Source organism: Pseudomonas sp., assembly GCF_017744435.1.
In the GTDB taxonomy this organism is placed as follows: Bacteria; Pseudomonadota; Gammaproteobacteria; order Pseudomonadales; family Pseudomonadaceae; genus Aquipseudomonas.
The window spans coordinates 20,192-43,008 of sequence record NZ_JAGIBG010000029.1 but is presented as its reverse complement, the minus strand read 5'-3'; the positions used below and the strand labels follow the sequence as shown (position 1 = coordinate 43,008).

Here is a 22,817-nt window from a genome sequence, read left to right as displayed (position 1 = left end):
GTATTTTTAAGTGAGCGAACTCATTCGCGTACCTGACATCGGCAGCGGTGAAGGTGAAATCATCGAGCTGTTCGTCAAGGTCGGTGATCGTATCGAGGCTGACCAGAGCCTGCTGACCCTGGAGTCCGACAAGGCCTCCATGGAGATCCCGGCTCCTAAAGCCGGCGTGATCAAGGAACTGAAGGTCAAGCTGGGCGACCGCCTGAAAGAAGGCGACGAGCTGCTGGTTCTGGAAGCCGAGGGCGCCGCTGCTGCGGCCCCTGAGGCTCCGGCCGCCGCCGCTGCTCCGGCTCCAGCTGCTGCGCCGGCTCCGGCCGCTGCAGCCGCCCCTGCTCCGGCAGCAGCCCCGGCTGCCGCCAGCGTGCAGGACATCCACGTACCGGACATCGGTTCGTCGGGCAAGGCCAAGATCATCGAAGTGCTGGTCAAGGTCGGCGATACCGTCGAAGCCGACCAGTCGCTGATTACCCTGGAGTCCGACAAGGCCTCCATGGAAATCCCGTCGCCGGCTGCCGGCGTGGTCGAAGAAGTCCTGTGCAAGCTGGAAGACGAAGTCGGCACTGGCGACCTGATCTTCAAGCTCAAGGTGGCTGGCGCCGCGCCTGCTGCTGCCCCGGCTCCGGCCGCCGCTGCACCTGCCCCGGCTGCCGCGCCTGCCGCTGCCGCTCCAGCGGCTGCTCCGGCCGCCGCTCCTGCGCCGGTCGCTACCGCACCGGCTGCCGGCAGCAACGCCAAGGTTCACGCCGGCCCGGCCGTTCGCCAGCTGGCCCGTGAATTCGGTGTCGACCTGGGCGCAGTGGCCGCCACCGGTCCGCACGGTCGCATTCTGAAAGAAGACGTGCAGGTCTACGTCAAGGCGATGATGCAGAAGGCCAAGGAAGCACCAGCCGCCGCTGGCGCAACCGGTGGCGCTGGTATCCCGCCGATCCCGGCCGTGGACTTCAGCAAGTTCGGTGAAGTGGAAGAAGTCGCCCTGACCCGCCTGATGCAGGTCGGTGCCACCAACCTGCACCGCAGCTGGCTGAACGTGCCGCACGTGACCCAGTTCGACTCCGCCGACATCACCGAGCTGGAAGCCTTCCGCGTTGCGCAGAAGGCCGTGGCCGAGAAGGCTGGCGTCAAGCTGACCGTGCTGCCACTGCTGCTCAAGGCCTGCGCCTTCCTGCTCAAGGAACTGCCGGACTTCAACAGCTCGCTGGCACCAAGCGGCAAGGCCATCATCCGCAAGAAGTACGTGCACATCGGCTTCGCCGTGGACACCCCGGACGGCCTGCTGGTCCCCGTGATCAAGAACGTCGACCAGAAGAGCCTGCTGCAACTGGCTGCCGAAGCCGCTGCACTGGCCGAGAAGGCGCGCACCAAGAAGCTGTCGGCCGACGACATGCAAGGTGCCTGCTTCACCATCTCCAGCCTCGGCCACATTGGCGGCACCGGCTTCACGCCGATCGTCAACGCGCCGGAAGTGGCGATCCTGGGCGTCTCCAAGGCGACCATGCAGCCGGTCTGGGATGGCAAGGCCTTCCAGCCGAAGCTGATGCTGCCACTGTCGCTGTCCTACGATCACCGTGTGATCAACGGCGCTGCCGCCGCGCGCTTCACCAAGCGCCTGGGCGACGTGCTGGGCGATATCCGCACCATGCTGCTGTAACACGCAGCCCGCCTGCCTCTCCTCGGGGAGGCAGGTACCCTTTTCGAGCTGCCACGCTCGTACCTCAACCCCGCCAGATGGCGGGGCTTTTTTTTGCCTGCCAGCCCCCAAATCCTCAAGCCAAACTAAGGATTTCAGCCCGCCGGCCGAAAACATATACATGACAGCCCTCATGGCCGCTTGCCAGCCTCAGGGACATGATGCAACCTTGCCAGATGCGCCGCCGCCCAGGCCGCGTCCCCTTCAAGCGAGTCTTCGATGAAAAGCCAACCCGATGCCGCCAGCCGTGTGGCGGCCGAGGTCGTCACGCAGCTTCCCGTGCCCTCGCGGCTCGGCATGCTGCGTTTCGAAAGGCTGAACGAAGCCAACTGGGCGATGCTCTACCTGGACCCGGCCTGCGACCGCCAGTTCGGCCTGCCCGCGTCCGAGCTGTGCGCACTGATCGATTCGCCCTATGCCAGCCTGATGGAACCCGAAGCACGCTACCGGCTGCACGATGAAATCCAGCTGCAACTGAGCAACCGTGGCTACTACCGCGTGCGCTATACCCTGCATACCCAGGACCGCGCGCTGCGCCTGCTGGAAGCCGGCGAAGCGTTCAAGCAGCACAACCGCCAGCTGCTGCGCGGCTTCCTGACGGTGCTCGATGACGAAGACGACAGCGACCTCGACACCAACGACCTGGAATCGCGCAACAACCGCCTGCAACTGGCCCTGCAGATCAACCAGCGCGCCCAGCAGGAGCAGCTTGAGCACCTGGAGCGCGTGCGCGCCCAGCAGGACCTCATCCTGCGCCTTGCCCGCCAGCGCTACAGTGCCGAAAACTCGCTGCTCGAAGCCGCCCAGCTGATCACCCGCAGCGCCTGCGAAATCTACAAGGTCGACAGCGCCAGCATCTGGCACCTGGACGAACAGCGCCTGGAGCCGATCAGTGCCTGGCTGCGCAACGAGCAAGTGCACCGCCTGCCCGAGCCAATCGATGCCAGCCGCTTCCCCGACTACCTGGAAGCCCTGCACGCCAGCCGTGCCATTGACGCGCACAACGCCAACCACGACCCGCGCACCCGTGACTTGGCCGAGAGCCTGTATGCCGACAACAACGCCATGCTCGACGCCAGCATTCGCGTCGATGGCCAGGTGGTCGGCGTGCTGTGCCTGGAGCAGACCGGCCAGCCGCGCGCATGGCAGTCCGATGAAATCGCCTTTGCCGGTGAACTGGCCGACCAGTTCGCCCAGGTCATCACCAACCACAACCGGCGCACCGCTGCCAGCGCCCTGCACCTGTTCCAGCGGGCCGTGGAACAGAGCGCCAGCGCCTTCCTGCTGGTCAACCGCGACGGCGTGGTGGAGTACGTCAACCCAAGCTTCACAGCCATCACCCAGTACAGCACCGAGGAAGTCCAGGGCCACCACCTGGCCGAGCTGCCAGCCCTGGAAAACCTCAGCGAGCTGCTGTTCGACTCGCCGTCGAGCCTGGCCATGGGCAACAGCTGGCAGGGCGAGTTCAAGAGCCGGCGCAAGAACCTCGAACCCTACTGGGGCCAACTGTCGATCTCCAAGGTGTACGGCGACAACCGTGAGCTGACCCACTACATCGGCATCTATGAAGACGTCACCCAGACCAAGCTGGCCCAGCAGCGCATCGAGCGGCTGGCCTACACCGACAACCTGACCAACCTCGGCAACCGCCCGGCGTTCATCCGCAAGCTCGACGAGCGCTTCGCCCGCGACAGCGAGAACCCGATCTGCCTGCTGCTGGTGGACATCGACAACTTCAAGCGGATCAACGACAGCCTCGGCCACCAGACCGGCGACAAGCTGCTGATCAGCCTGGCCAGGCGCCTGCGCAACAGCCTGAGCGTCAACGGTGTACTCGCCCGTTTTGCCAGCAACGAGTTCGCCGTGCTGCTCGACGACACCAGCCTGGAAGACGGCCAGGGCGTTGCCCTGCAGTTGCTGCGCACCCTCGACAAGCCGATGTTCGTCGACAACCAGCTGATCAACGTCACCGCCTCGGTGGGCCTGGCCTGCGCGCCGCTGCACGGCAGCGACCCGACCACCCTGATGAAGAACGCCGGCCTCGCCCTGCACAAGGCCAAGGCCAACGGCAAGCACCAGGTGCAGGTGTTCACCGAAGTGCTCAACGCCGAAGCCAGCTACAAGCTGTTCGTCGAGAACAACCTGCGCCGTGCCCTGACCCAGAATGAGCTGGAAGTGTTCTACCAGCCCAAGCTGTGCCTGCGCAGCGGTCGCCTGCTGGGCCTTGAGGCGCTGCTGCGCTGGAACCACCCCGAGCGCGGCATGATCCGCCCGGACCAGTTCATCAGCGTGGCCGAAGAGACCGGCCTGATCATCCCCATCGGCAAATGGGTGGTGCGCCAGTCGTGCCGCATGAGCCAGCAACTGCAGGAAGCCGGCATGGGCTGCCTGCACGTGGCCATCAACCTGTCGCCCAAGCAGTTCTCCGACCCCGACCTGGTGGCCTCGATCGGCACGATCCTCAAGGAAGAAGGCCTGCCCCCGCACCTGCTGGAGCTGGAGCTGACCGAAGGCCTGCTGCTGGAAGCCACCGAAGACACCCACCGCCAGCTCGACGAGCTCAAGGCGCTGGGCCTGACTCTGGCTATGGACGACTTCGGCACCGGCTATTCGTCGTTGAGCTACCTGAAGAAGTTTCCGATCGACATCATCAAGATCGACCGCAGCTTCATCAACGAGATCCCCGACAACCAGGACGACATGGAAATCACCTCGGCGGTGGTGGCCATGGCCCACAACCTCAAGCTCAAGGTGGTGGCCGAGGGCATCGAGACGCCAGAGCAACTGGCGTTCCTGCGCCGGCACCGCTGCGACGTCGGCCAGGGCTACCTGTTCGACCGGCCAATCCCGGGCCGTGAGCTTGCAGAAAAACTCAAGCGCTATCCGCGCGGTCCAATGGCCTGACAGCAGCGCCAAGCTCGGGCACACTAGATCCCATTCGGGCCCATTCGCGGGTAAATCGGATCGCCGCACCGCCGCTCCCACAGGTACTCCACACCTCTCTGTCCTGTGGCGGTCCCTGTGGGAGCGGGCTTGCCCGCGAAGGCCCCAACACCTATCCAACTGACATACAGAGGAACGGCCATGGTCCTGCGTTCGGAAATCCTGGTGAACAAAAACGTCATGCCTACTGCGGAGCAGGCCCTGCCTGGCCGCGAGACGCCCATGCAGCTGCCCGAATTCCACTACGTGTTCGAAGGCACCCCGCTACTCGGCCCGTTCTTCGAAGGCGCCATCGACTTCGCCATCTTCGGCCTGGGCTGCTTCTGGGGCGCCGAGCGCCGCTTCTGGCAGCGTGAAGGCGTGGTCAGCACCGTGGTCGGCTACGCCGGCGGCTTCACCCCGAACCCGACCTACGAAGAAGTCTGCTCGGGCCTGACCGGCCACACCGAAGTGGTGCTGGTGGTGTTCGACAAGGACAAGGTCAGCTACCGCGAACTGCTGGCGATGTTCTGGGAACTGCACAACCCGACCCAGGGCATGCGCCAGGGCAACGATGTCGGCACCCAGTACCGTTCGGCCATCTACTGCACCAGCCCTGAGCAGCTGGAGCAGGCCAAGGCCAGCCGCGACGCCTTCCAGGCCGAACTGAGCAAGGCCGGCTTCGGCGAAATCACCACCGAAATCGACCAGGCGCCGACCGTGTACTTCGCCGAGGCCTACCACCAGCAGTACCTGGCCAAGAACCCGGACGGCTACTGCGGCATCGGCGGTACCGGCGTGTGCCTGCCACCGAGCCTGCAGGGCAACTGAACCATGAGCACGATGACCCTGTTCCACTCGCCGCTATCGCCCTTCGTGCGCAAGGTCATGGTGGTGCTGCACGAGACTGGCCAGCTTGACCGTGTCGCGCTACAGCCAGTGAACATCAGCCCGGTGAGCGGCGACGAGCAACTCAACCAGGGCAACCCGATCGGCAAGATCCCCGCCCTGCGCCTGGAAGACGGCACCGTGCTGCATGACAGCCGGGTGATCTGCGAGTACCTCGACCTGCAGCATGTCGGCCTGCCGCTGCTGCCGCGCGAGGGCTCGGCGCGCTGGCGGCGCATGACCCTGGCTTCGCAGGCGGATGCGATCATGGATGCGGCGGTGTCGAGCCGTTACGAGAGCTTCCTGCGGCCTGAAGAGAAACGCTGGGAGGGCTGGCTCGAAGCGCAATGCGAGAAGATTCGCCGCAGCTTGGCGAACCTGGAGCAGGAGCACCTGGCTGAATTGGCTAGCGGTTTCGATCTCGCGGCGATCGGCGTGGCTTGTGCACTAGGGTACTTGGACCTGCGTCAGCCACAGTTCGGCTGGCGTGAGCGCCAGCCTGGCTTGGCGGCATGGTATGCCGAGGTGGCCAAGCGGCCGTCGATGGTTGCCACGGTTCCGGTGGCCTGAAGGGCCTCTTCGCGGGCAAGCCCGCTCCCACAGGTACCGCACAGGTCTCAAGGGCTGTGCAATACCTGTGGGAGCGGGTTTACCCGCGAAGAGGCCGGTACAGGCAACAACAATCAGCAGTCAGGATTGCCCGCAGTAAATTTCTTGGCCGGGTTCACCGCCGCCTTGAACTGGCGCAGCGCCTTGGAACCAATCAGCAGCGGGTAGTTGAAGTGGCTGCGGTCCACCAGGTTGACCTCCATGGTGCGCTTCTGGCCACCCAGGCACATCTCCAGGTCGACCACTGGCCTTTTGGAGATCTCCGGCGCATCGCCCTCATCCTCTTCATCAACACGGCCCTTGATCTTGCTGATGCGCGAGACCGGGTGCTCATAGACCTTGCCGTCGGCGTCCTTGGTTGCCAGGCGGAACCGTACCCACTCCTCGCCATCGCGGGTGAACAGCTCGATGTCCTTGGCCGACAGCGAGGCAGTCCAGGCACCGGTGTCCATCTTGGCCTTAAAGGTCTGGCCCAGCTCGGGCAACTTGATGTTCTCGTAACGGCCATAGACCGTGGGTTCGGCGGCCATCACCGGCAACGCCAGCAGCGATAACAGGGCAAGCAGAGATTTCACAGGCAGGCTTCCTTGAAAAGGGTCAGTGCTTAGACTGCACTGGCAAGATAGGTTCGCTGTCACAAGCCTAACCAACATGTTGTGAAACATTTGTCCCCACCGTCGGGCATTGGACATTTGGCGTAGGCCCCGGCGCTGCTTATCATTGCGCCCTGCCAACCTCCCACAACAAGAGTTTCCTTATGCGTCGCCTGTTTACCGGCATTCTCACAACCACCCTGCTGCTGCTCAACACCGTGGTGATGATCTGCCCGCTGATGGTCTTCGCCCTGCTCAAGCTGGTGCTGCCAGGCCGTGGGCGGGACTATGCCTCGTGGGCGGTGATGTGGGTCGCCGAAACCTGGTCGGAGATCGACAAGGCCATTTTCGCCCTGTGCATCCCCACCAAATGGGACATTCGTGGCGTCGAGAACCTGCGCAAGGACACCTCCTACCTGGCCGTCAGCAACCACCAGACCTGGGTCGACATCCCGGCGCTGATCGAAAGCCTCAACCGCCGCACGCCGTTCTTCAAGTTCTTCCTCAAGAAGGAGCTGATCTGGGTACCGCTGCTGGGCCTGGCCTGGTGGGGCCTCGACTACCCGTTCATGAAGCGCTACAGCAAGGCGTTCCTGGAAAAGCACCCAGAGCTCAAGGGCAAGGACCTGGAAATCACCAAGGCCGCCTGCGAGCTGTTCAAGCGCCAGCCGGTGACCGTGGTCAATTACCTCGAAGGCACCCGCTTCACCGAGGCCAAGCACCGCGAACAGCAATCGCCCTACCGTTACCTGCTCAAGCCCAAGGCCGGCGGCGTGGCGTTCGTGCTGGCGGCGCTGGGCGAGCAGCTGGATGCACTGCTGGACGTGACCATCGTCTATCCCGGCAACAAGGCGCCCGGGTTCTGGGACCTGCTCAATGGCAGCATCAGCCGGGTGATTATCGACATTCAGGTGCGTGAGCTGGACCCGGCCTTGTGGGATGGGGATTACGAAAATGACCCGGCCTTCCGCCAGACCGTGCAGGCCTGGGTCAACCAGCTGTGGGCGGACAAGGACCAGCGGATTGAGCAATTGCGCGCTGACATGAACTGAGTGTATTGCCTGTACTGGCCTCTTCGCGGGCACGCCCGCTCCCACAGGGGTTGCGCAGGTCTTGAGCTTTGCGCAGTCCCTGTGGGAGCGGGCGAGCCCGCGAAGAGGCCGGCCCAGGAATGCGCGCAACCCTGATTAAAACCCAGGCTAATAATTAGAATAAGTAATACTTTTTTGTCTTCACACACCTAAGTGGATAAAAATCGACCAAAGCACAACTACAAAAATGCCTGGATCGATCGATGGCCAACCCACCCAGCTCCAACTCCGCCCAACTGCGCCGTGTCCTCGGCCTCCCCGCCCTGGTGTTCTTCGGCCTGGTGTACATGGTCCCGCTGACCATCTTCACCACTTACGGCATCGTCACCGAACTCACTGGCGGCCGCACCGCCAGCGCCTACATGGTCACCCTGGTGGCCATGCTGTTCACTGCCGCATCCTACAGCTTCATGGTCAAGCGCTTCCCGGTCGCGGGCTCGGCGTATTCCTACACCAACATGGCCTTCGGCCCCAACGTCGGCTTCCTCGCCGGCTGGTCGCTGCTGCTGGATTACCTGTTCCTGCCGATGATCAACTACCTGTTGATCGGCCTGTTCCTCAACATCGCCTTCCCGGCCATCCCGGCCTGGTCCATCGCCCTGGCCTCGATCGTGCTGGTAACGGTGCTGAACGTGGTCGGCATCCACTCGGTGGCCAAGACCAGCAACCTGATCGTCGGCGCGCAGATCGTCTTCATCGGGGTGTTCGTCGCGCTGTCGTGCCAGTCGCTGGCCGGCCAGCCGCTGGACCTGCTGTCGCCGCTGATGGGCGATGGCTCCAAGCCTGGTTTTGGCGCGATCATGGCCGGCGCAGCGGTGCTGTGCCTATCGTTCCTCGGCTTCGACGCCGTCTCGACCCTGGCCGAGGAATGCCGCGATGCCCGCCGCGACGTGCCACGGGCGATCATCCTCACCACTCTGTTCGCTGGTGTGCTGTTCACCGTGCTGGCTTACGTCAGCCAGCTGGTCATGCCGGGCACCACCTTTGCCAATGCCGATGCAGCCGCCAACGAGGTGATGTTCAAGGCGGGCGGGCAGTTCCTGGCCAACTTCTTCACGGCCGCGTATGTCGCTGGCAGCCTGGGTTCGGCGCTGGCCTCCCAGGCGGCGGTGTCGCGCATCCTGTTCACCATGGGTCGGGACAACGTGCTGCCACGGCGCAGCTTCGGTTACCTGTCGCCACGCTTTGGCACACCGGTATTTGCCATTGCGCTGGTGTCGGCGTTCTCGCTGCTGGCGTTGGTGATCGACTTGGCTACCCTCGCCTCGCTGATCAGCTTTGGTGCGCTGGTAGCGTTCTCGGCGGTGAACCTGGCCGTGGTGAAGACCCACCTGATGGACGATGGCGCCCAGCGTAATCTCAAGGGGCTGCTGTGCTATGGCCTGGTGCCGCTGGTGGGCTTGGCGCTGACCCTGTGGCTGTGGACCAGCCTGTCGGCCCTGACCTTGGTGATCGGCCTGTGCTGGTTTGCCTTCGGCCTGGCCTACCTGGCGGTACTGACCGCCGGCTTCCGCCGCCCGGTGCGCTTGGTGGACTTCACCGAAGCTGCCTGACCAAACGCGATGCTGCGTTTCAACTGTTTTGCTCAATTGTTTAAAGCTGGCGCGATCCCTGTGGGAGCCGCGCTTGCCGGCGATGGGCCGCAAAGCGGCCCCGGCAATTTATGCAACAACCTTGAAATCGAGGGCCGCTTCGCGGCCCATCGCCGGCAAGCGCGGCTCCCACAAGTACAGCGCAGGCCTGGACGCGGGTGATAATCCTGTAGAGGCCGGCGCTGGCGCTACAAATCATCAGACCGAAGGCTGTGCCAACGGCGCAGGAGTAGTCCACAAACTCCCCAGATTCTGCAACAAAGACCCAGCAATCCCCTGCTGCCCCAGGTACTGCAGAATCAACGGCGCAAACTGCCCGATCATCCCGGTGTCCATCCCCAGCGCCTTGAACGCATTGTCCAGGTCGCCGCGGTTCTCCACATCGTTGCCCAGCGCTTTGTCCAGGGCTGACTGGCTGCCCTTGTTGTTGCCCAGCAACTCACCCAACCCACTCAACCCGCCCAGGGCATTTGCGCCCGACAGCAGGTCCAGGCCCGGCACGGCCTTGGTCAGCTGGCCATAGTCGTCGCTGCTCAGGTTGTTGCGCGCCAGCCCCAGCATGGCCCCTGCCCCGCCTACGGCCTGTTCGGGGGTGATGTTCAGCTGGCTGCCCAGGGTGTTGAGCAGGTTGGCCTGAGCTTCGGGCGCCTGTACCTGGCCTTGTTGCTGCTGGTTCTGCATGGCGGAGACGGCGTTGGCGGCATCGCTGAGGTTGAAGGCGTACACCGGGCTTGCGGCCAGGGTCATCAGGGTTGCCAGGGTGAATGCTTTCATCGGGAGGGACCTCGGTTGGCCGGGATGGCCTGGGAAACGATCTGTTCGACTGGGAATCTGAGAGATTGTTCCAAGCCACATATCGGGAAAGAGTGCTTGACGCATATCAGCGAGAACTTCAAAGCAACAAAGCACCCACCTATCATTTTTGCCAGTAGCGCCCAAAAATGGGGCCGTTCGATAATAGTGCCGCCACCACCATTATGCGTCCTCAGAAACGGAACCCAGCCCATGACCACTACCAATATATTTTATAAAAACAAACAGGTCCATACCGTAAAAACGGGGCAGCAACAAAACTCAGTCTTCCGAGGCATCCAATTGCCACTTGCTCAAAATCATTTAGGCAACGGAACGTACCACAAGCTTTTGGCAACTGATACCAAAGCCTCAGTTTTTAATACAAGCGATGCGACCTCACGTGAAACTCACTGCTATTCAGCATATGGGAGCTCCACCACCATACCCTCGTCACAATCGATACTCGGCTACAATGGAGAAGTTCCAACCCTCGGAAATTCTTATATACTTGGCAACGGCCACAGATTATTTTCCACCCTACTCATGCGATTTCTTTCACCGGACAGTATTTCTCCATTCGGTGAAGGTGGAATCAATTGCTACGCTTACTGCTCCAATGATCCAATCAATTACACAGACCCCTCTGGACATATGAGGAAGGTGCAAAATTCAGGACCTACACTGCAGCAGAGGCTCACAAAGATTTTATCTAGAAGAAAAAAACTCGAGTCCGAAGAAAGTACGCTTAAAAGTAAAATCGCCCAGAAAACAGCCGAAACCGAACAAATTTCGGAGAAACTTGCAAATATCGAAGAAACATATGGGCTTTATAGAAAAATTAACGGCGTCAAAGTTCGAGCACCAGATCGTCGCTTCGCAGAAGCAAAAAACAAAAGGACCGAATCAAGAAATCAAGGAACTTTAGCAATCGAAGAAAATAACGCATTAAAAAAACAACTAAAAAGTGTGGCGCTGGAATACAACAGACTAAGCGACGAAATAGAAAACCTAGAAAAAGAAGTAGGTACAGCCACCTTCGACAAGGCATACAAGGCAGCTGAAGAAACCTCTCGCGTGAGGTCATAAACCCGTTATTTCTGCCAATATCTAAATCTCGATGTCGGATCAAAACTGACTTCAAGTAGATCCCACTTGCCTCCAAGACGGACTTTAAATCATGAGTAAAAAAGTGAGCCAAACGCCTTTCTTCTACCAAGGCGAGAGCTAATTTCTGTGAAATGACGTCGATGAGGAGTGCTCCAAATTTTTGCAATGCGACATTGCCGCTTGCAGAGCTGAGCACAGACGCAACCCAGGCCACTGGTTTGCCGCCACCGATGGCAAAGGATCAGTGCTTGTCGTGCAAGACTCACACGCAACTAAAGAAAGCCTCTCTGACTGAGGGGCTCTTTCCTACTTCGTATGGTTACACCGCGCCGCACATCTTGTGCGGGTCGACCACAAACTTCTTAGGCACAGTAGCATCTAACTCGCTGTAGTCTCCCGGCGCTTGGTCGAGGCTTGATCACTTGCACACCCACCACTTCGGTGATGTTGACCCGTTCCTACATGATCGCCCGCATCAACCGGCGGTTGTACTTCATGGCCGGGGTCTGGCCGGTACGGAAGCTGTGCGACTTCGCTTACTCCAGGCCAAAGCAGCTGCTCAGCGCGCTAATCCTCCTCAGGTTTTCCGTTTTTTCCGCTTACTTGTAGGACGTTTCCGAATTAAAGTCCCAAGCCGCTTAAGCCATTACGATGATCTGGGCAGCACTCTAGTCTCGGGCGGTCGTTGCGAAATCAGCGACCGGCTTTGACAGGCCGACCAGAAAATCCTCATGGCTTTCGCCTTCGATGGCGGCTGTGTTTGGGGCACTTCGTGTGCGCCGGGTTTTTGGTTTTTCTACCGGTCTGTCAACCCATGCACAGCTGCCACCCTTTTGTTTGACAGCAGAGGGTGGTGGCCCCAATCGAGAAAAAACCAATGCTTAAGATTGTCCCCGATCCACCCCACACCTCCCATTCCCTCGAAGACACTCTCATCCAGGCCACGGACTATGCGCTGTGCGCCCAGACCGTCGCGCATCAGGCGATTCTGTTGCAGCCCAAGTCACCGGCTTCGATTCTGATCATGGCCACGATGCATGAGCTCGAAACGCTGCGGGTGCTGCTTGAGACTGCCTTGATCCAAGTGCAGTTGCCTGCTGAGCCGCGGACTTTGCATTAAGGGCTCAAAGCCTTGCGTTGCCTGGCCTGGCCTCTTCGCGGGACAAGCCCGCTCCTACAGGGTCAGTGCTGGCCTCAGGCTTGGCGCGGCCTGTAGGAGCGGCTTTAGCCGCGATAGGGCCGAGCCTGGCAGTCGAGTAACTTCAGGGAGATAGTAAGATGACCAGCGACGACACCAAGACCACCGTAGGCACGACCTTTTTCTACCAGGGCGAAGGCCATACCCACCCGTTGTTCTGCATTGCCCCGGGCATTCCCTGCCAGAGTGCGCGGGAACAGGCTTCGGAGCTGATGGGTTATGTGCGGGATTTGACCATTGATGGCCTGATGGACAACAAACCGCAGTTGCTTTGGGCTTCACATTATCTGAGTGCTTTGGCCAAGGCGCTGATGGATGATGCTGAGTTGGGAATGAAGCACTGAGTCTTGTATTGGCTGGGCCGGCCTCTTCGCGGGCACGCCCGCTCCCACAGGGGCCGCGTGTACTTCAAAAACTGTTATTTCTGCCAGTATCAAAATTCCTGCGGTTGTTCAGAATGGGCTTCAAGTAGCCTCCATTCATCCAGCACGGCAGGGACTTGAAACATGAGCAAAGCATCGAAACGTTCGCTTTTCTTCTTCCAGGGCGACAAGCTCATTACCGTGAAAGAAGGCGACCAGGGTCGCGCCATTTTCCGCAATGCGGATCAACCACTGGCAGAGCTGAGCACAGACGACACTCAAGCCGGGGGCCTGCTGGCCACCGATGACAAAGGCTCGGTCTTTGTCGTGCAAGGCCCAGCCGAACAGCCATGAAAAAGCCCCTCGAATCGAGGGGCTCTTTGTCACATCACGCGATCACGCCGCGCCCCACATCTTGTGCGGGTCGATCACGAATTTCTTCGGCACACCTGCATCGAACTCGCCGTAACCTTCCGGCGCCTGATCCAGGTTGATCACCTGCACGCCGACCACTTCGGCAATGTTGATGCGGTCCCACATGATCGCCTGCATCAGCTGGCGGTTGTACTTCATGGTCGGGGTCTGGCCGGTGTGGAAGCTGTGCGACTTGGCCCAGCCCAGGCCGAAGCGGATGCTCAGCGCGCCGATCTTGGCGGCGGCGTCCACCGCGCCCGGGTCTTCGGTCACGTACAGGCCCGGGATACCGATGTTGCCGGCCACGCGGGTCACTTGCATCAGGGAGTTCAGCACGGTGGCCGGGGCCTCGTGCTTGGCACCTTCGTGGCCATGGCCACGGGCCTCGAAGCCGACGGCGTCAACGGCGCAGTCCACTTCCGGTTCGCCGAGGATGTCGACGATCTGCTCGTGCAGCGGGGTGTCCTTGGACAGGTCGACCACTTCGAAGCCCTGGGACTTGGCGTGAGCCAGGCGGGCCGGGTTCAGGTCACCGACGATCACGCAGGCGGCGCCCAGCAGGCGCGCCGAGGCAGCGGCGGCCAGGCCGACCGGGCCGGCACCGGCAACGTAGACGGTGCTGCCAGGGCCAACGCCGGCAGTGACGGCGCCGTGGTAGCCGGTTGGCAGGATGTCGGACAGGCAGGTCAGGTCACGGATCTTTTCCATGGCCTTGTCGCGGTCCGGCAGTTTCAGCAGGTTGAAGTCGGCGTACGGCACCAGCACGTACTCGGCCTGGCCGCCGGTCCAGTCGCCCATGTCGACGTAGCCGTAGGCACCGCCGGCGCGGGCCGGGTTGACGGTGAGGCAGACACCGGTGTGCATCTCTTTGCACGAGCGGCAGCGGCCGCAGGCGACGTTGAACGGTACCGACACCAGGTCGCCGATCTTCAGGCGCTCTACATCACGCCCCATCTCGACGATTTCACCGGTGATTTCGTGGCCCAGAACCAGGCCGACCTGGGCAGTGGTGCGGCCGCGGACCATGTGCTGGTCGGAGCCGCAGATGTTGGTGGAAACCACCTTGAGGATCACGCCGTGCTCGATCTTCTTGCCGCGTGGGTCTTGCATTTTCGGGTAGTCGATCTTCTGCACCTCGACTTTGCCCGCGCCGAGATACACCACTCCACGATTGCCAGACATGCTCTTACCTCGCTTGATTTTTATGTATGCAGCGGTGGTGAACGCGCCGCCGTCCATGGGCGGCATGTGTTACTGGAGTGCAGGAATTGTGGGCCTGATACGGCTGATCACGCTGACTGGAAACGACAGACAGATGCCTTTTTACGGCAGTGCTGTCGCCATTGGCCATAGTCGCTACCGCCGCTGAGGAGGAGGCTGGGCCAGGGTCACGTCGGCCTCACGGCCCGCTGGCCAGCCGTCTCCTCAACTTCTGGAAGTAGCACAATGAACGAACTACCTTGGCTGAACGAAGCACGTAAACTGATTGGAATCAGCGAGATACCTGGCAGCCAGCACCACCCGGAAATCCTGCAGATGTGGAAGGACATCAAGCGCGGGGGGATAAAAGATGACGAAACGCCCTGGTGCGCGGCATTTGTCGGCGCAATGCTGGAGCGCGCGGGTATCAGGTCCAGCCGTTTCGAAAGCGCGAAATCCTACCTCGACTGGGGCACCCAGCTGGAACAGCCAGCCGTGGGCTGCATTGTAGTGTTCACGCGTGTCGGTGGCGGCCATGTCGGCTTCGTGGTCGGCAAGGCGGCGAATGGCAACTTGATGGTCCTGGGCGGCAACCAAAGCGATGCAGTGAACATCCGGGCCTTCGAGCTGAGCCGAGTCAGTGGCTATCGCTGGCCGACTGGCGTGCCCTTGGCCGGTACAGCATTGCCGATACTCGCCAGTGATGCTCCGCTTTCTGCGTCGGAGGCTTGAAGCACACCACGAACTACGCCGCAAAACGGCTGTAGTTCGTGGCTACCAATAAAAAACTACAGAACCACGGTCCGGTTGGCGTTGAGGAACACCCGCCGCTCGATGTGATAGCCCACCGCGCGCGCCAAGGTCAGGCACTCGATATCCCGCCCCTTGGCAATCAGGTCTTCGGGGTAATGGCTGTGGTCCACCACCTCGACGCCCTGGGCAATGATCGGCCCTTCGTCGAGGTCGTTGTTGATGTAGTGCGCCGTGGCGCCGACCATCTTCACGCCCTTGTTGTAGGCCTGGTGATAAGGCTTGGCGCCCTTGAACCCGGGCAGCAACGAGTGGTGAATGTTGATCGCCCAACCATCCAGGCGCCGGCACAGCTCCGGCGACAGCACCTGCATGTAGCGGGCAAGCACCACCAGCTCCGCGCCGGTTTCCTCGATCACCTGGATCACCTTGCGCTCCTGCGCCGGCTTGTCCTTCGGGTCGAGGGCGAAGTGGTAGTAGGGAATCTTGTGCCAGTGCGCCAGGGGTTCGAGGTCCGGGTGGTTGGACACCACCGCGACCACGTCCATGGCCAGCTGGCCGATGCGCTGGCGATACAGCAGGTCGTTCAGGCAATGGTCGGCCTTGGACACCATGATCACCACCTTGGGGCGGTGATTGGGTGCGGTCAGCTCGAAGGTCATGCCGAACGCATCGCTGCGCTCGGCGAGGCCGGCACGAAAGCCCGCCTCGTCGAAATCGTCCGGCTGGCGGAACTCCACGCGAATGAAGAAGCGCCCCGACAGCCGGTCATCGAAGGAGTGGTGCTCCGTGACGTAGCAGCGCTGCTCGTAGAGGTAACGCGTCACCACGTCGACGGTGCCGAGCATGCTCGGGCAGTCGGCGGTGAGAATCCAGGTATCCGGTGCCCGACTCATGTTCTGCTCTCCTTAAGCCTCGATGCTCAGGCCATACTCGGCCGAAGCGTCCTGCAGCCACAGCCACCAGTAATCGGCGAAGCTGCGGCGGATCACCAGTTCCCAGGTGTCTTCGGCGGTACGGCGGATCACCAGTTGCGACTTGGCGAACACGGTGCCGACGGCCTTGCCGACCGGGAAGTTGTTCGGGTGAACATCATAGCTGGTGGACTTCATCAGCACTTCGCGCACGTTCGGGCCGCGCAGCTCCAGCAGGCTCTGCCCGCCGCTGACGTTGACCACCTGGATGTGCTGGCCGTCGAGGGCCGCGCGCAGTTTCTGTTCGATCGCCAGTTCCTGGCCGCCCGGGACGATCAGCAACCACTCGTCGGGGCCGACCCATTGCAGCGACATCTCGTTGTTGGCGACCACGGTCAGGGCAACCGGCAGCTCCAGGCCCAGGGCCTTGTGCACGCCAGCGGCGAATTCCGGGTTGTGGCCATCGCCACGAATGGTCAGGTGACCGAGGAATTTCTTTTCACGCAGGGTCACGCCTGCGTTCTTGCGGCCTTTGCCAACCAGGCTGGCCAGGTCGGCGTGGTGCAGTGGCGACTGGGCCTTGGCCTCGGCGCCGGGGTTTTGCTGGAAGACGTTGATAGCGCTCATTTCTTACCTGCCTTGAATTCTGGATTCGACCACGATGCCTGCCGGAGACGATCATCCTGTGGGAGCGGGCATGCCCGCGAATGCGATGGTGGATTCACCGCCCTCTTCGCGGGCACGCCCGCTCCCACAGAGACCTCATTCCAAACTGGGCATCGGTTGGTACCGGGGCCTTAGACGTTCTGCCGCTCACCCTTCGGATCGAAGAACACCGAAGACACGATCTCCGCCTCGATCACGCTGCCATCGGCCTGCGGCGAGTACACACGCTCGCCCATGCGCTTGAGGCCGCCCTTGACCACACCCATGGCGAACGAATAGCCCAGGGAGTTGGAGGCGTAGCTGGAGGTGACGTGGCCCACCATGTCCATCGGGATCGGCTGCTTCGGATCGAACACCAGCTGGGCGCCTTCCGGCAGCCACTTGTTCGGGTCGATCGGCTTCAGGCCTACCAGCTGCTTGCGGTTGTCGCGCAGGCAGTCTTCGCGGTTCATGCCACGCAGGCCGATCCACGAGAACGGCTTGTTGCGGCCCACGCACCAGCTCATGTTGAGGTCGTCCGGGTTCATCGAGCCATCGGTATCCTGGCCAACGATGATGAAGCCCTTCTCGGCACGCAGTACGTGCATGGTCTCGGTGCCGTACGGGGTCAGGTTGTATTTCTTGCCGGCCTCGATGATCTGTTCCAGCACGCCCATGGCGTAGTTGGCCTGCACGTTGACTTCGTACGACAGCTCACCGGTGAACGAGATGCGGAATACGCGGGCCGGCACGCCGCCGACGTTGCCTTCCTTCCAGGTCATGAACGGGAAGGCTTCCTTGTCCATGTCGATGTCGGTCAGCTCGCTGAGCAGCTTGCGGCTGTTGGGGCCGGACAGGGTCATGGTCGCCCAGTGGTCGGTGACCGAGGTGAAGTACACCTTCAGCTCTGGCCATTCGGTCTGGTGGTACAGCTCCATCCACTGCAGCACGCGGGCGGCGCCGCCGGTGGTGGTGGTCATGATGAAGTGGTTGTCGCCGACGCAGGCGGTCACGCCGTCGTCGAAGACCATGCCGTCTTCCTTGCACATCAGGCCGTAGCGGGCCTTGCCCACGTCGAGCTTGGTCCAGGCGTTGGTGTAGATGCGGTTGAGGAACTCGCGTGCGTCCGGGCCCTGGATGTCGATCTTGCCCAGGGTCGAGGCGTCCAGCAGGCCCACGCTGTCGCGCACGGCCTTGCATTCACGGGCTACGGCGGCATGGATGTCTTCACCGGCTTTCGGGAAGTACCACGGGCGCTTCCACTGGCCGACGTCTTCGAACTCGGCGCCGTTCTTCACGTGCCAGGCATGCAGGGCGGTGAAGCGCACTGGCTCGAACAGGTGGCCACAGTGGCGACCGGCTACCGCGCCGAAGGTCACCGGCGTGTAGTTCGGGCGGAACATGGTGGTACCCATTTCAGGGATGGTGATGCCGATCGAACGGGCGGCGATGGCCAGGCCGTTGATGTTGCCCAGCTTGCCCTGGTCGGTACCGAAGCCCAGCGCGGTGTAGCGCTTGACGTGCTCGACCGACTCGAAGCCTTCGCGGGTGGCCAGTTCGATGGCCGCCGCGGTAACGTCGTTCTGCTGGTCGACGAACTGCTTGGGTGCGCGGGCAGTGCCTTTGTCGTGCGGCACCTGGAACAGCGCCACGGTGGCCTCTTCCTTGCGCGCCACGGTTTTCGGCAGGCTGCCAACGGTGGCCTTGAAGCCCGCTTCGGTGGCTGCGCGGGCGCCGCCTTCGAAGCCATCGGCAATCACATCGCCGAGGGCGTAGACGCCGTTGATGCCACCCACGCATTCACGTTTCTGTGGGGCATCGCCCGGCACAAAGCCGAGGATGTCTTCACGCCAGACCGGGCGACCGCCCAGGTGCGACGCCAGGTGCACGATCGGGCTGTAGCCGCCGGAGGTGGCGATCAGGTCGCATTCGAGGGTTTCGCCAGGGCTGGTGACCTTGTGCGCCTGCACATCGATGGCGGCCACGCGGGCGCCGCTGACATGCTTGGTGCCCTTGGCCTCGATCACGGCGCTGGAGGTAAGGATGCGGATGCCCTTGGCACGTGCTTCCTCAACCAGCGAACCGCGTGGGTTGTGGCGGGCGTCGGCAATGGCGACCACTTGCAGGCCAGCATCGTGCCAGTCCAGCGCGGCGCGGTAGGCGTGGTCGTTGTTGGTCGACAGCACCAGCTTGCGGCCCGGGGCCACGCCGTAGCGGCGGACGTAGGTGGACACGGCACCGGCCAGCATGTTGCCCGGCAGGTCGTTGTTGCCGTACACCAGCGGGCGCTCGTGGGCGCCGGCAGCCAGCACCACGCGCTTGGCGCGGACGCGGTGTACGCGGTGACGTACCTGACCGATCGGGGCGCGGTCGCCGAGGTGGTCGGTGAGGCGCTCGTGAATGGTCAGGAAGTTATGGTCGTGGTAGCCGTTGACCGTGGCGCGGGGCAGCAGGGTCACTTCCGGCAGGCTTTCCAGCTCTTTGACCACGGCGTTGACCCAGTCGGCGGCAGGCTTGCCGTCGAGGGTTTCGCGGGTGTCGAGCAGGCTGCCGCCGAACTCTTCCTGCTCATCGGCCAGGATCACGCGGGCACCGCTGCGGGCAGCGGCCAGCGCGGCGGCCAGGCCAGCAGGGCCGGCACCGACGATCAACACGTCGCAGTGCTGGTTCATGTAGTCGTAGCTGTCCGGGTCGTTCTGCAGCGGCGCACGGCCAAGGCCGGCGGCTTTGCGGATGTACTTCTCGTAAGTCATCCAGAACGATTTCGGGTACATGAAGGTTTTGTAGTAGAAGCCCGGCGGCATCATGCTGCCGCCCACCTTGCCGAGGATGCCCATGACGTCGTTGTTGACGTTCGGCCAGCCGTTGGTGCTGGTGGCGACCAGGCCTGCGTACAGCGCCTGTTGGGTGGCACGCACGTTGGGGATCTGGGTGGCTTCGCTGGAGCCGATCTGCAGGATGGCGTTCGGCTCTTCGGTACCGGCGGCGATGATGCCGCGTGGGCGCGAGTACTTGAAGCTGCGGCCAACGATGTCGACGCCGTTGGCCAGCAACGCGGCGGCCAGGCTGTCACCGGCATAACCCTGGTAGGTCTTGCCGTTGAAGGTGAAGTTCAGGACCTTGCTGCGGTCGATACGGCCGCCGCTGGCGAGGCGATAGGTCTGGCTCATACTTTTTCCCCTTGGCCTTTGACGGTCGACGGTGCGCTGCTTGGCTTGCCGGCGTCGGTCACTTGCGGCTTCTCACCAATCTTGTAGGTTTCCAGAATTTCGTAGGTCACGGTGTTACGGGTGACGTTGAAGTACTGGCGGCAGCCGGCAACGTGGTCCCACAGTTCGTGGTGAATACCGCGTGGGTTGTCACGGTAGAACATGTAGGTGCCCCACTCCTCGTCGGAGCAGGCGTTGGGGTCCAGCGGGCGAGGGATGTGCGCCTGGCCAGAGGCGTGGAACTCTTCTTCGGAGCGCAGCTCGCCGCAGTGGGGACAGAAAATATGCAACATGACGGTGGCTCCGGTTAGTGGGCGACGGCGGCAGCGCCGTGTTCGTCGATCAGTGCGCCGTTGTAGAAGCGGTCCATGGAGAACGGCGCGGCCAGTGGGTGCATTTCGCCCTTGGCCAGGCTCGCGGCAAAGACGTTGCCCGAACCCGGGGTCGCCTTGAAGCCGCCGGTACCCCAACCGCAGTTGAAGAACATGTTCTTGACCGGGGTCTTGGTGATGATCGGGCACGCGTCCGGCGAGGTGTCGACGATGCCGCCCCACTGGCGGTTCATGCGCACGCGCGAGAGGTTGGGGAACATCTCGACGATGGCCTGCAGGGTGTGCTCGATCACCGGGTACGAACCGCGCTGGCCGTAGCCGACCCAGCCGTCGATACCGGCACCGATCACCAGGTCGCCCTTGTCGGACTGGCTGATGTAGCCGTGCACGGCGTTGGACATGATCACGCTGTCGATGATCGGCTTGATCGGCTCGGAGACCAGCGCCTGCAGCGGGTGCGATTCCAGCGGCAGGCGGAAGCCGGCCAGCTTGGCCATGTGCCCGGAGTTACCGGCGGTGACCACGCCGACGCGCTTGGCGCCGATGAAGCCTTTGTTGGTTTCCACGCCGATGACCGCGCCGTTTTCCTTGCGGAAACCGATCACTTCGGTCTGCTGGATCAGGTCCACGCCCAGGGCGTCGGCGGCACGGGCGAAGCCCCAGGCCACGGCGTCGTGACGGGCTACGCCGCCACGGCGCTGAACAGTGGCGCCGAGGATCGGGTAGCGGGTGTTCTTCGAGCAGTCCAGGTACGGGATTTCAGCCGCGACCTGGGCGGTGTTCAGCAGTTCGCCATCGACGCCATTGAGGCGGTTGGCGGAGACGCGGCGCTCGGAGTCACGCATGTCTTGCAGGGTGTGGCACAGGTTGTAGACGCCGCGCTGAGAGAACATCACGTTGTAGTTGAGGTCCTGGGACAGGCCCTCCCACAGCTTCATGGCGTGCTCGTACAGGTGCGCCGACTCGTCCCACAGGTAGTTGGAACGCACGATGGTGGTGTTACGGGCGGTGTTGCCGCCGCCCAGGTAACCCTTCTCGATCACCGCGACGTTGGTGATGCCGTGTTCCTTGGCCAGGTAATAGGCCGTGGCCAGGCCATGGCCGCCACCGCCGACGATGACCACGTCGTAGACCTTTTTAGGGGTCGGCGTGCGCCACATGCGCTGCCAGTTTTCGTGGTGGCTGAGGGAGTGCTTGAAAAGGCCGAAGCCCGAGTAGCGTTGCATGTTCGTTTACTCCACTCAGCGGTAAACAGGGAAGTCGGCGCACAGGGCCGCGACGTTCTTCGCCACATCGGCTTCGACGTCTGCGTCACCGAGGTTGTCGAGGATGTCGCAGATCCAGCCGGCCAGGGCCACGCACTGAGCGACCTTGAAGCCGCGGGTGGTGACGGCCGGGGTGCCGATGCGCAGGCCGGAGGTGACGAACGGCGACTGCGGGTCGTTCGGCACGGCGTTCTTGTTGACGGTGATGTGCGCGCGGCCCAGGGCAGCGTCGGCATCTTTGCCGGTCAGGCCCTGGCGGATCAGGCTGACCAGGAACAGGTGGTTGTCGGTACCGCCGGAGACCACGTCGTAGCCGCGGTCGATGAATACCTGGGCCATGGCCTGGGCGTTTTCGATCACTTGCTTCTGGTAGGCCTTGAAGCCAGGTTCCAGCGCTTCCTTGAAGCACACCGCCTTGGCGGCGATCACGTGCATCAGCGGGCCGCCCTGGGCGCCCGGGAATACCGCGGCGTTGAGCTTCTTCTCGATCTCTTCGTTGGACTTGGCCAGGATCAGGCCGCCACGTGGACCGCGCAGGGTCTTGTGGGTAGTGGTGGTGACCACGTCGGCGAACGGGATCGGGTTCGGGTACAGGCCAGCGGCAACCAGGCCGGCAACGTGGGCCATGTCGACGAACAGCAGCGCACCGACCTTGTCGGCGATGGCGCGGAAGCGTGGGAAGTCGAGGGTCTTGGAGTAGGCCGAGAAACCGGCAACGATCATCTTCGGCTTGTGCTCGACAGCCAGGCGCTCGACTTCGTCGTAGTCGATCAGGCCGGTGTCGGTATTGATGCCATATTGAACGGCGTTGTACAGCTTGCCCGAGGACGACACCTTGGCGCCGTGGGTCAGGTGGCCGCCGTGGGCCAGGCTCATGCCGAGGATGGTGTCACCGGCCTGCAGCAGGGCCAGGTAGACCGCGCCGTTGGCCGAGGAACCGGAGTGCGGCTGGACGTTGGCGTAGTCGGCGCCGAACAGCTGCTTGGCGCGCTCGATGGCCAGCGCCTCGACCTTGTCGACGTGCTCGCAGCCACCGTAGTAGCGCTTGCCCGGGTAGCCTTCGGCGTACTTGTTGGTCAGGCCGCTGCCCTGGGCCTGCATCACGCGCTTGCTGGTGTAGTTTTCCGAAGCGATCAGCTCGATGTGATCTTCCTGACGCTGTTCTTCGGCATTCATCGCCGCCAGCAGTGCATCGTCATAACCCTGGATCTGGTCTTGCTTGCTGAACATCGTGTCTCTCCCGG

The 22,817-nt window shown here is 62.4% G+C and carries 20 protein-coding genes and 1 pseudogene; 11 read left to right on the top strand and 10 right to left on the bottom strand.

Features of this window, described 5'->3' with window-relative positions:
- The first annotated feature begins 10 nt into the window (after nucleotides 1–10).
- The 4 genes from aceF (at nucleotide 11) to J7573_RS18775 (ending at nucleotide 6,067) form a co-directional block, all read left to right on the top strand.
- On the top strand, nucleotides 11–1,648 hold the full coding sequence (gene aceF / locus J7573_RS18790; RefSeq protein ID WP_294338597.1) for a dihydrolipoyllysine-residue acetyltransferase: 1,638 nt from the start codon (nucleotides 11–13) through the stop codon (nucleotides 1,646–1,648).
- A 258-nt stretch (nucleotides 1,649–1,906) separates the two neighbouring features.
- Nucleotides 1,907–4,591, top strand: coding sequence for a GGDEF and EAL domain-containing protein (locus J7573_RS18785; protein WP_294338594.1), 2,685 nt, complete (start codon nucleotides 1,907–1,909; stop codon nucleotides 4,589–4,591).
- Between the two features lie 180 nt (nucleotides 4,592–4,771).
- A complete protein-coding gene (msrA, locus tag J7573_RS18780) occupies nucleotides 4,772–5,440 on the top strand; it encodes a peptide-methionine (S)-S-oxide reductase MsrA (protein WP_294338592.1) in 669 nt (222 codons plus the stop codon).
- Nucleotides 5,441–5,443: 3 nt separating this feature from the next.
- Nucleotides 5,444–6,067 (top strand): glutathione S-transferase, encoded by a 624-nt coding sequence (locus J7573_RS18775; protein ID WP_294338590.1) that lies wholly within the window; start codon nucleotides 5,444–5,446, stop codon nucleotides 6,065–6,067.
- Between the two features lie 113 nt (nucleotides 6,068–6,180).
- Here J7573_RS18775 and J7573_RS18770 read toward each other — a convergent pair whose 3' ends face one another.
- Entirely contained in the window at nucleotides 6,181–6,681 is a 501-nt protein-coding gene (locus J7573_RS18770; protein ID WP_294338587.1) for an ATP-dependent zinc protease, read from the bottom strand.
- A 182-nt stretch (nucleotides 6,682–6,863) separates the two neighbouring features.
- On the opposite strand from J7573_RS18770, the gene J7573_RS18765 reads away from it, so the two are divergent.
- Nucleotides 6,864–7,751 (top strand): acyltransferase, encoded by an 888-nt coding sequence (locus J7573_RS18765; RefSeq protein ID WP_294338584.1) that lies wholly within the window; start codon nucleotides 6,864–6,866, stop codon nucleotides 7,749–7,751.
- 242 nt (nucleotides 7,752–7,993) lie between these two features.
- Nucleotides 7,994–9,343: an APC family permease gene (locus tag J7573_RS18760; protein WP_294338582.1), complete on the top strand. Its 1,350-nt coding sequence runs from the start codon at nucleotides 7,994–7,996 to the stop codon at nucleotides 9,341–9,343.
- Between the two features lie 237 nt (nucleotides 9,344–9,580).
- On the opposite strand, the gene J7573_RS18755 is transcribed toward J7573_RS18760, so the two are convergent.
- The gene (locus J7573_RS18755) at nucleotides 9,581–10,156 is read right to left on the bottom strand and encodes a DUF2780 domain-containing protein (RefSeq protein WP_294338580.1); all 576 of its coding nucleotides are present in this window, start codon (nucleotides 10,154–10,156) and stop codon (nucleotides 9,581–9,583) included.
- A 231-nt stretch (nucleotides 10,157–10,387) separates the two neighbouring features.
- On the opposite strand from J7573_RS18755, the gene J7573_RS18750 reads away from it, so the two are divergent.
- Nucleotides 10,388–11,263, top strand: coding sequence for an RHS repeat-associated core domain-containing protein (locus tag J7573_RS18750; protein WP_294338576.1), 876 nt, complete (start codon nucleotides 10,388–10,390; stop codon nucleotides 11,261–11,263).
- 340 nt (nucleotides 11,264–11,603) lie between these two features.
- Here the strand turns inward: J7573_RS18750 and J7573_RS18745 are convergent.
- A pseudogene (locus J7573_RS18745) lies at nucleotides 11,604–11,859 on the bottom strand (formaldehyde dehydrogenase, glutathione-independent); the annotation flags it as partial.
- 302 nt (nucleotides 11,860–12,161) lie between these two features.
- Here J7573_RS18745 and J7573_RS18740 point away from each other — a divergent pair.
- The 3 genes from J7573_RS18740 to J7573_RS18730 all read left to right on the top strand — a co-directional run bounded on the left by J7573_RS18740 (nucleotide 12,162) and on the right by J7573_RS18730 (nucleotide 13,198).
- Nucleotides 12,162–12,404 carry a hypothetical protein gene (locus J7573_RS18740; RefSeq protein WP_294338573.1) on the top strand — a complete coding sequence of 81 codons (243 nt, stop codon included), beginning with the start codon at nucleotides 12,162–12,164 and terminating at the stop codon, nucleotides 12,402–12,404.
- Nucleotides 12,405–12,562: 158 nt separating this feature from the next.
- Nucleotides 12,563–12,826, top strand: a complete 264-nt coding sequence (locus tag J7573_RS18735) for a DUF3077 domain-containing protein (protein WP_294338570.1) — start codon at nucleotides 12,563–12,565, stop codon at nucleotides 12,824–12,826.
- Between the two features lie 162 nt (nucleotides 12,827–12,988).
- Nucleotides 12,989–13,198 carry a hypothetical protein gene (locus J7573_RS18730; protein ID WP_294338568.1) on the top strand — a complete coding sequence of 70 codons (210 nt, stop codon included), beginning with the start codon at nucleotides 12,989–12,991 and terminating at the stop codon, nucleotides 13,196–13,198.
- 42 nt (nucleotides 13,199–13,240) lie between these two features.
- Here the strand turns inward: J7573_RS18730 and fdhA are convergent, their stop codons facing one another.
- Nucleotides 13,241–14,440: a formaldehyde dehydrogenase, glutathione-independent gene (gene fdhA / locus J7573_RS18725; RefSeq protein ID WP_060480490.1), complete on the bottom strand. Its 1,200-nt coding sequence runs from the start codon at nucleotides 14,438–14,440 to the stop codon at nucleotides 13,241–13,243.
- Nucleotides 14,441–14,704: 264 nt separating this feature from the next.
- On the opposite strand from fdhA, the gene J7573_RS18720 reads away from it, so the two are divergent.
- Nucleotides 14,705–15,190 carry a TIGR02594 family protein gene (locus J7573_RS18720; protein ID WP_294338561.1) on the top strand — a complete coding sequence of 162 codons (486 nt, stop codon included), beginning with the start codon at nucleotides 14,705–14,707 and terminating at the stop codon, nucleotides 15,188–15,190.
- Nucleotides 15,191–15,246: 56 nt separating this feature from the next.
- On the opposite strand, the gene purU is transcribed toward J7573_RS18720, so the two are convergent.
- From purU to J7573_RS18690, 6 genes are all read right to left on the bottom strand, one after another.
- Entirely contained in the window at nucleotides 15,247–16,104 is an 858-nt protein-coding gene (purU, locus tag J7573_RS18715) for a formyltetrahydrofolate deformylase (RefSeq protein ID WP_294338559.1), read from the bottom strand.
- A gap of 12 nt (nucleotides 16,105–16,116) precedes the next feature.
- On the bottom strand, nucleotides 16,117–16,749 hold the full coding sequence (soxG, locus tag J7573_RS18710) for a sarcosine oxidase subunit gamma family protein (RefSeq protein WP_294338558.1): 633 nt from the start codon (nucleotides 16,747–16,749) through the stop codon (nucleotides 16,117–16,119).
- Nucleotides 16,750–16,919: 170 nt separating this feature from the next.
- Nucleotides 16,920–19,937 carry a sarcosine oxidase subunit alpha gene (locus tag J7573_RS18705; RefSeq protein WP_294338555.1) on the bottom strand — a complete coding sequence of 1,006 codons (3,018 nt, stop codon included), beginning with the start codon at nucleotides 19,935–19,937 and terminating at the stop codon, nucleotides 16,920–16,922.
- Nucleotides 19,934–20,269, bottom strand: a complete 336-nt coding sequence (locus J7573_RS18700) for a sarcosine oxidase subunit delta (protein ID WP_294338552.1) — start codon at nucleotides 20,267–20,269, stop codon at nucleotides 19,934–19,936. Before J7573_RS18700 ends, J7573_RS18705 begins: the two co-directional genes overlap by 4 nt.
- A 14-nt stretch (nucleotides 20,270–20,283) precedes the next feature.
- The gene (locus J7573_RS18695; protein ID WP_003255680.1) at nucleotides 20,284–21,534 is read right to left on the bottom strand and encodes a sarcosine oxidase subunit beta family protein; all 1,251 of its coding nucleotides are present in this window, start codon (nucleotides 21,532–21,534) and stop codon (nucleotides 20,284–20,286) included.
- 15 nt (nucleotides 21,535–21,549) lie between these two features.
- Nucleotides 21,550–22,803 carry a serine hydroxymethyltransferase gene (locus J7573_RS18690; protein WP_103448655.1) on the bottom strand — a complete coding sequence of 418 codons (1,254 nt, stop codon included), beginning with the start codon at nucleotides 22,801–22,803 and terminating at the stop codon, nucleotides 21,550–21,552.
- Nucleotides 22,804–22,817 lie beyond the last annotated feature (14 nt).

Excerpts from the sequence above, each read along its gene's own strand:
- J7573_RS18700 (WP_294338552.1), bottom strand. The coding sequence starts at position 20,269 with ATGTTGCATATTTTCTGTCCCCACTGCGGCGAGCTGCGCTCCGAAGAA.
- J7573_RS18775 (WP_294338590.1), top strand. The coding sequence starts at position 5,444 with ATGAGCACGATGACCCTGTTCCACTCGCCGCTATCGCCCTTCGTGCGC.
- J7573_RS18755 (WP_294338580.1), bottom strand. The coding sequence starts at position 10,156 with ATGAAAGCATTCACCCTGGCAACCCTGATGACCCTGGCCGCAAGCCCG.
- J7573_RS18750 (WP_294338576.1), top strand. The coding sequence starts at position 10,388 with ATGACCACTACCAATATATTTTATAAAAACAAACAGGTCCATACCGTA.
- purU (WP_294338559.1), bottom strand. The coding sequence starts at position 16,104 with ATGAGTCGGGCACCGGATACCTGGATTCTCACCGCCGACTGCCCGAGC.
- J7573_RS18740 (WP_294338573.1), top strand. The coding sequence starts at position 12,162 with ATGCTTAAGATTGTCCCCGATCCACCCCACACCTCCCATTCCCTCGAA.
- J7573_RS18735 (WP_294338570.1), top strand. The coding sequence starts at position 12,563 with ATGACCAGCGACGACACCAAGACCACCGTAGGCACGACCTTTTTCTAC.
- J7573_RS18690 (WP_103448655.1), bottom strand. The coding sequence starts at position 22,803 with ATGTTCAGCAAGCAAGACCAGATCCAGGGTTATGACGATGCACTGCTG.
- J7573_RS18785 (WP_294338594.1), top strand. The coding sequence starts at position 1,907 with ATGAAAAGCCAACCCGATGCCGCCAGCCGTGTGGCGGCCGAGGTCGTC.
- J7573_RS18720 (WP_294338561.1), top strand. The coding sequence starts at position 14,705 with ATGAACGAACTACCTTGGCTGAACGAAGCACGTAAACTGATTGGAATC.
- J7573_RS18760 (WP_294338582.1), top strand. The coding sequence starts at position 7,994 with ATGGCCAACCCACCCAGCTCCAACTCCGCCCAACTGCGCCGTGTCCTC.
- J7573_RS18730 (WP_294338568.1), top strand. The coding sequence starts at position 12,989 with ATGAGCAAAGCATCGAAACGTTCGCTTTTCTTCTTCCAGGGCGACAAG.
- J7573_RS18705 (WP_294338555.1), bottom strand. The coding sequence starts at position 19,937 with ATGAGCCAGACCTATCGCCTCGCCAGCGGCGGCCGTATCGACCGCAGC.
- fdhA (WP_060480490.1), bottom strand. The coding sequence starts at position 14,440 with ATGTCTGGCAATCGTGGAGTGGTGTATCTCGGCGCGGGCAAAGTCGAG.
- J7573_RS18695 (WP_003255680.1), bottom strand. The coding sequence starts at position 21,534 with ATGCAACGCTACTCGGGCTTCGGCCTTTTCAAGCACTCCCTCAGCCAC.
- soxG (WP_294338558.1), bottom strand. The coding sequence starts at position 16,749 with ATGAGCGCTATCAACGTCTTCCAGCAAAACCCCGGCGCCGAGGCCAAG.
- J7573_RS18765 (WP_294338584.1), top strand. The coding sequence starts at position 6,864 with ATGCGTCGCCTGTTTACCGGCATTCTCACAACCACCCTGCTGCTGCTC.
- msrA (WP_294338592.1), top strand. The coding sequence starts at position 4,772 with ATGGTCCTGCGTTCGGAAATCCTGGTGAACAAAAACGTCATGCCTACT.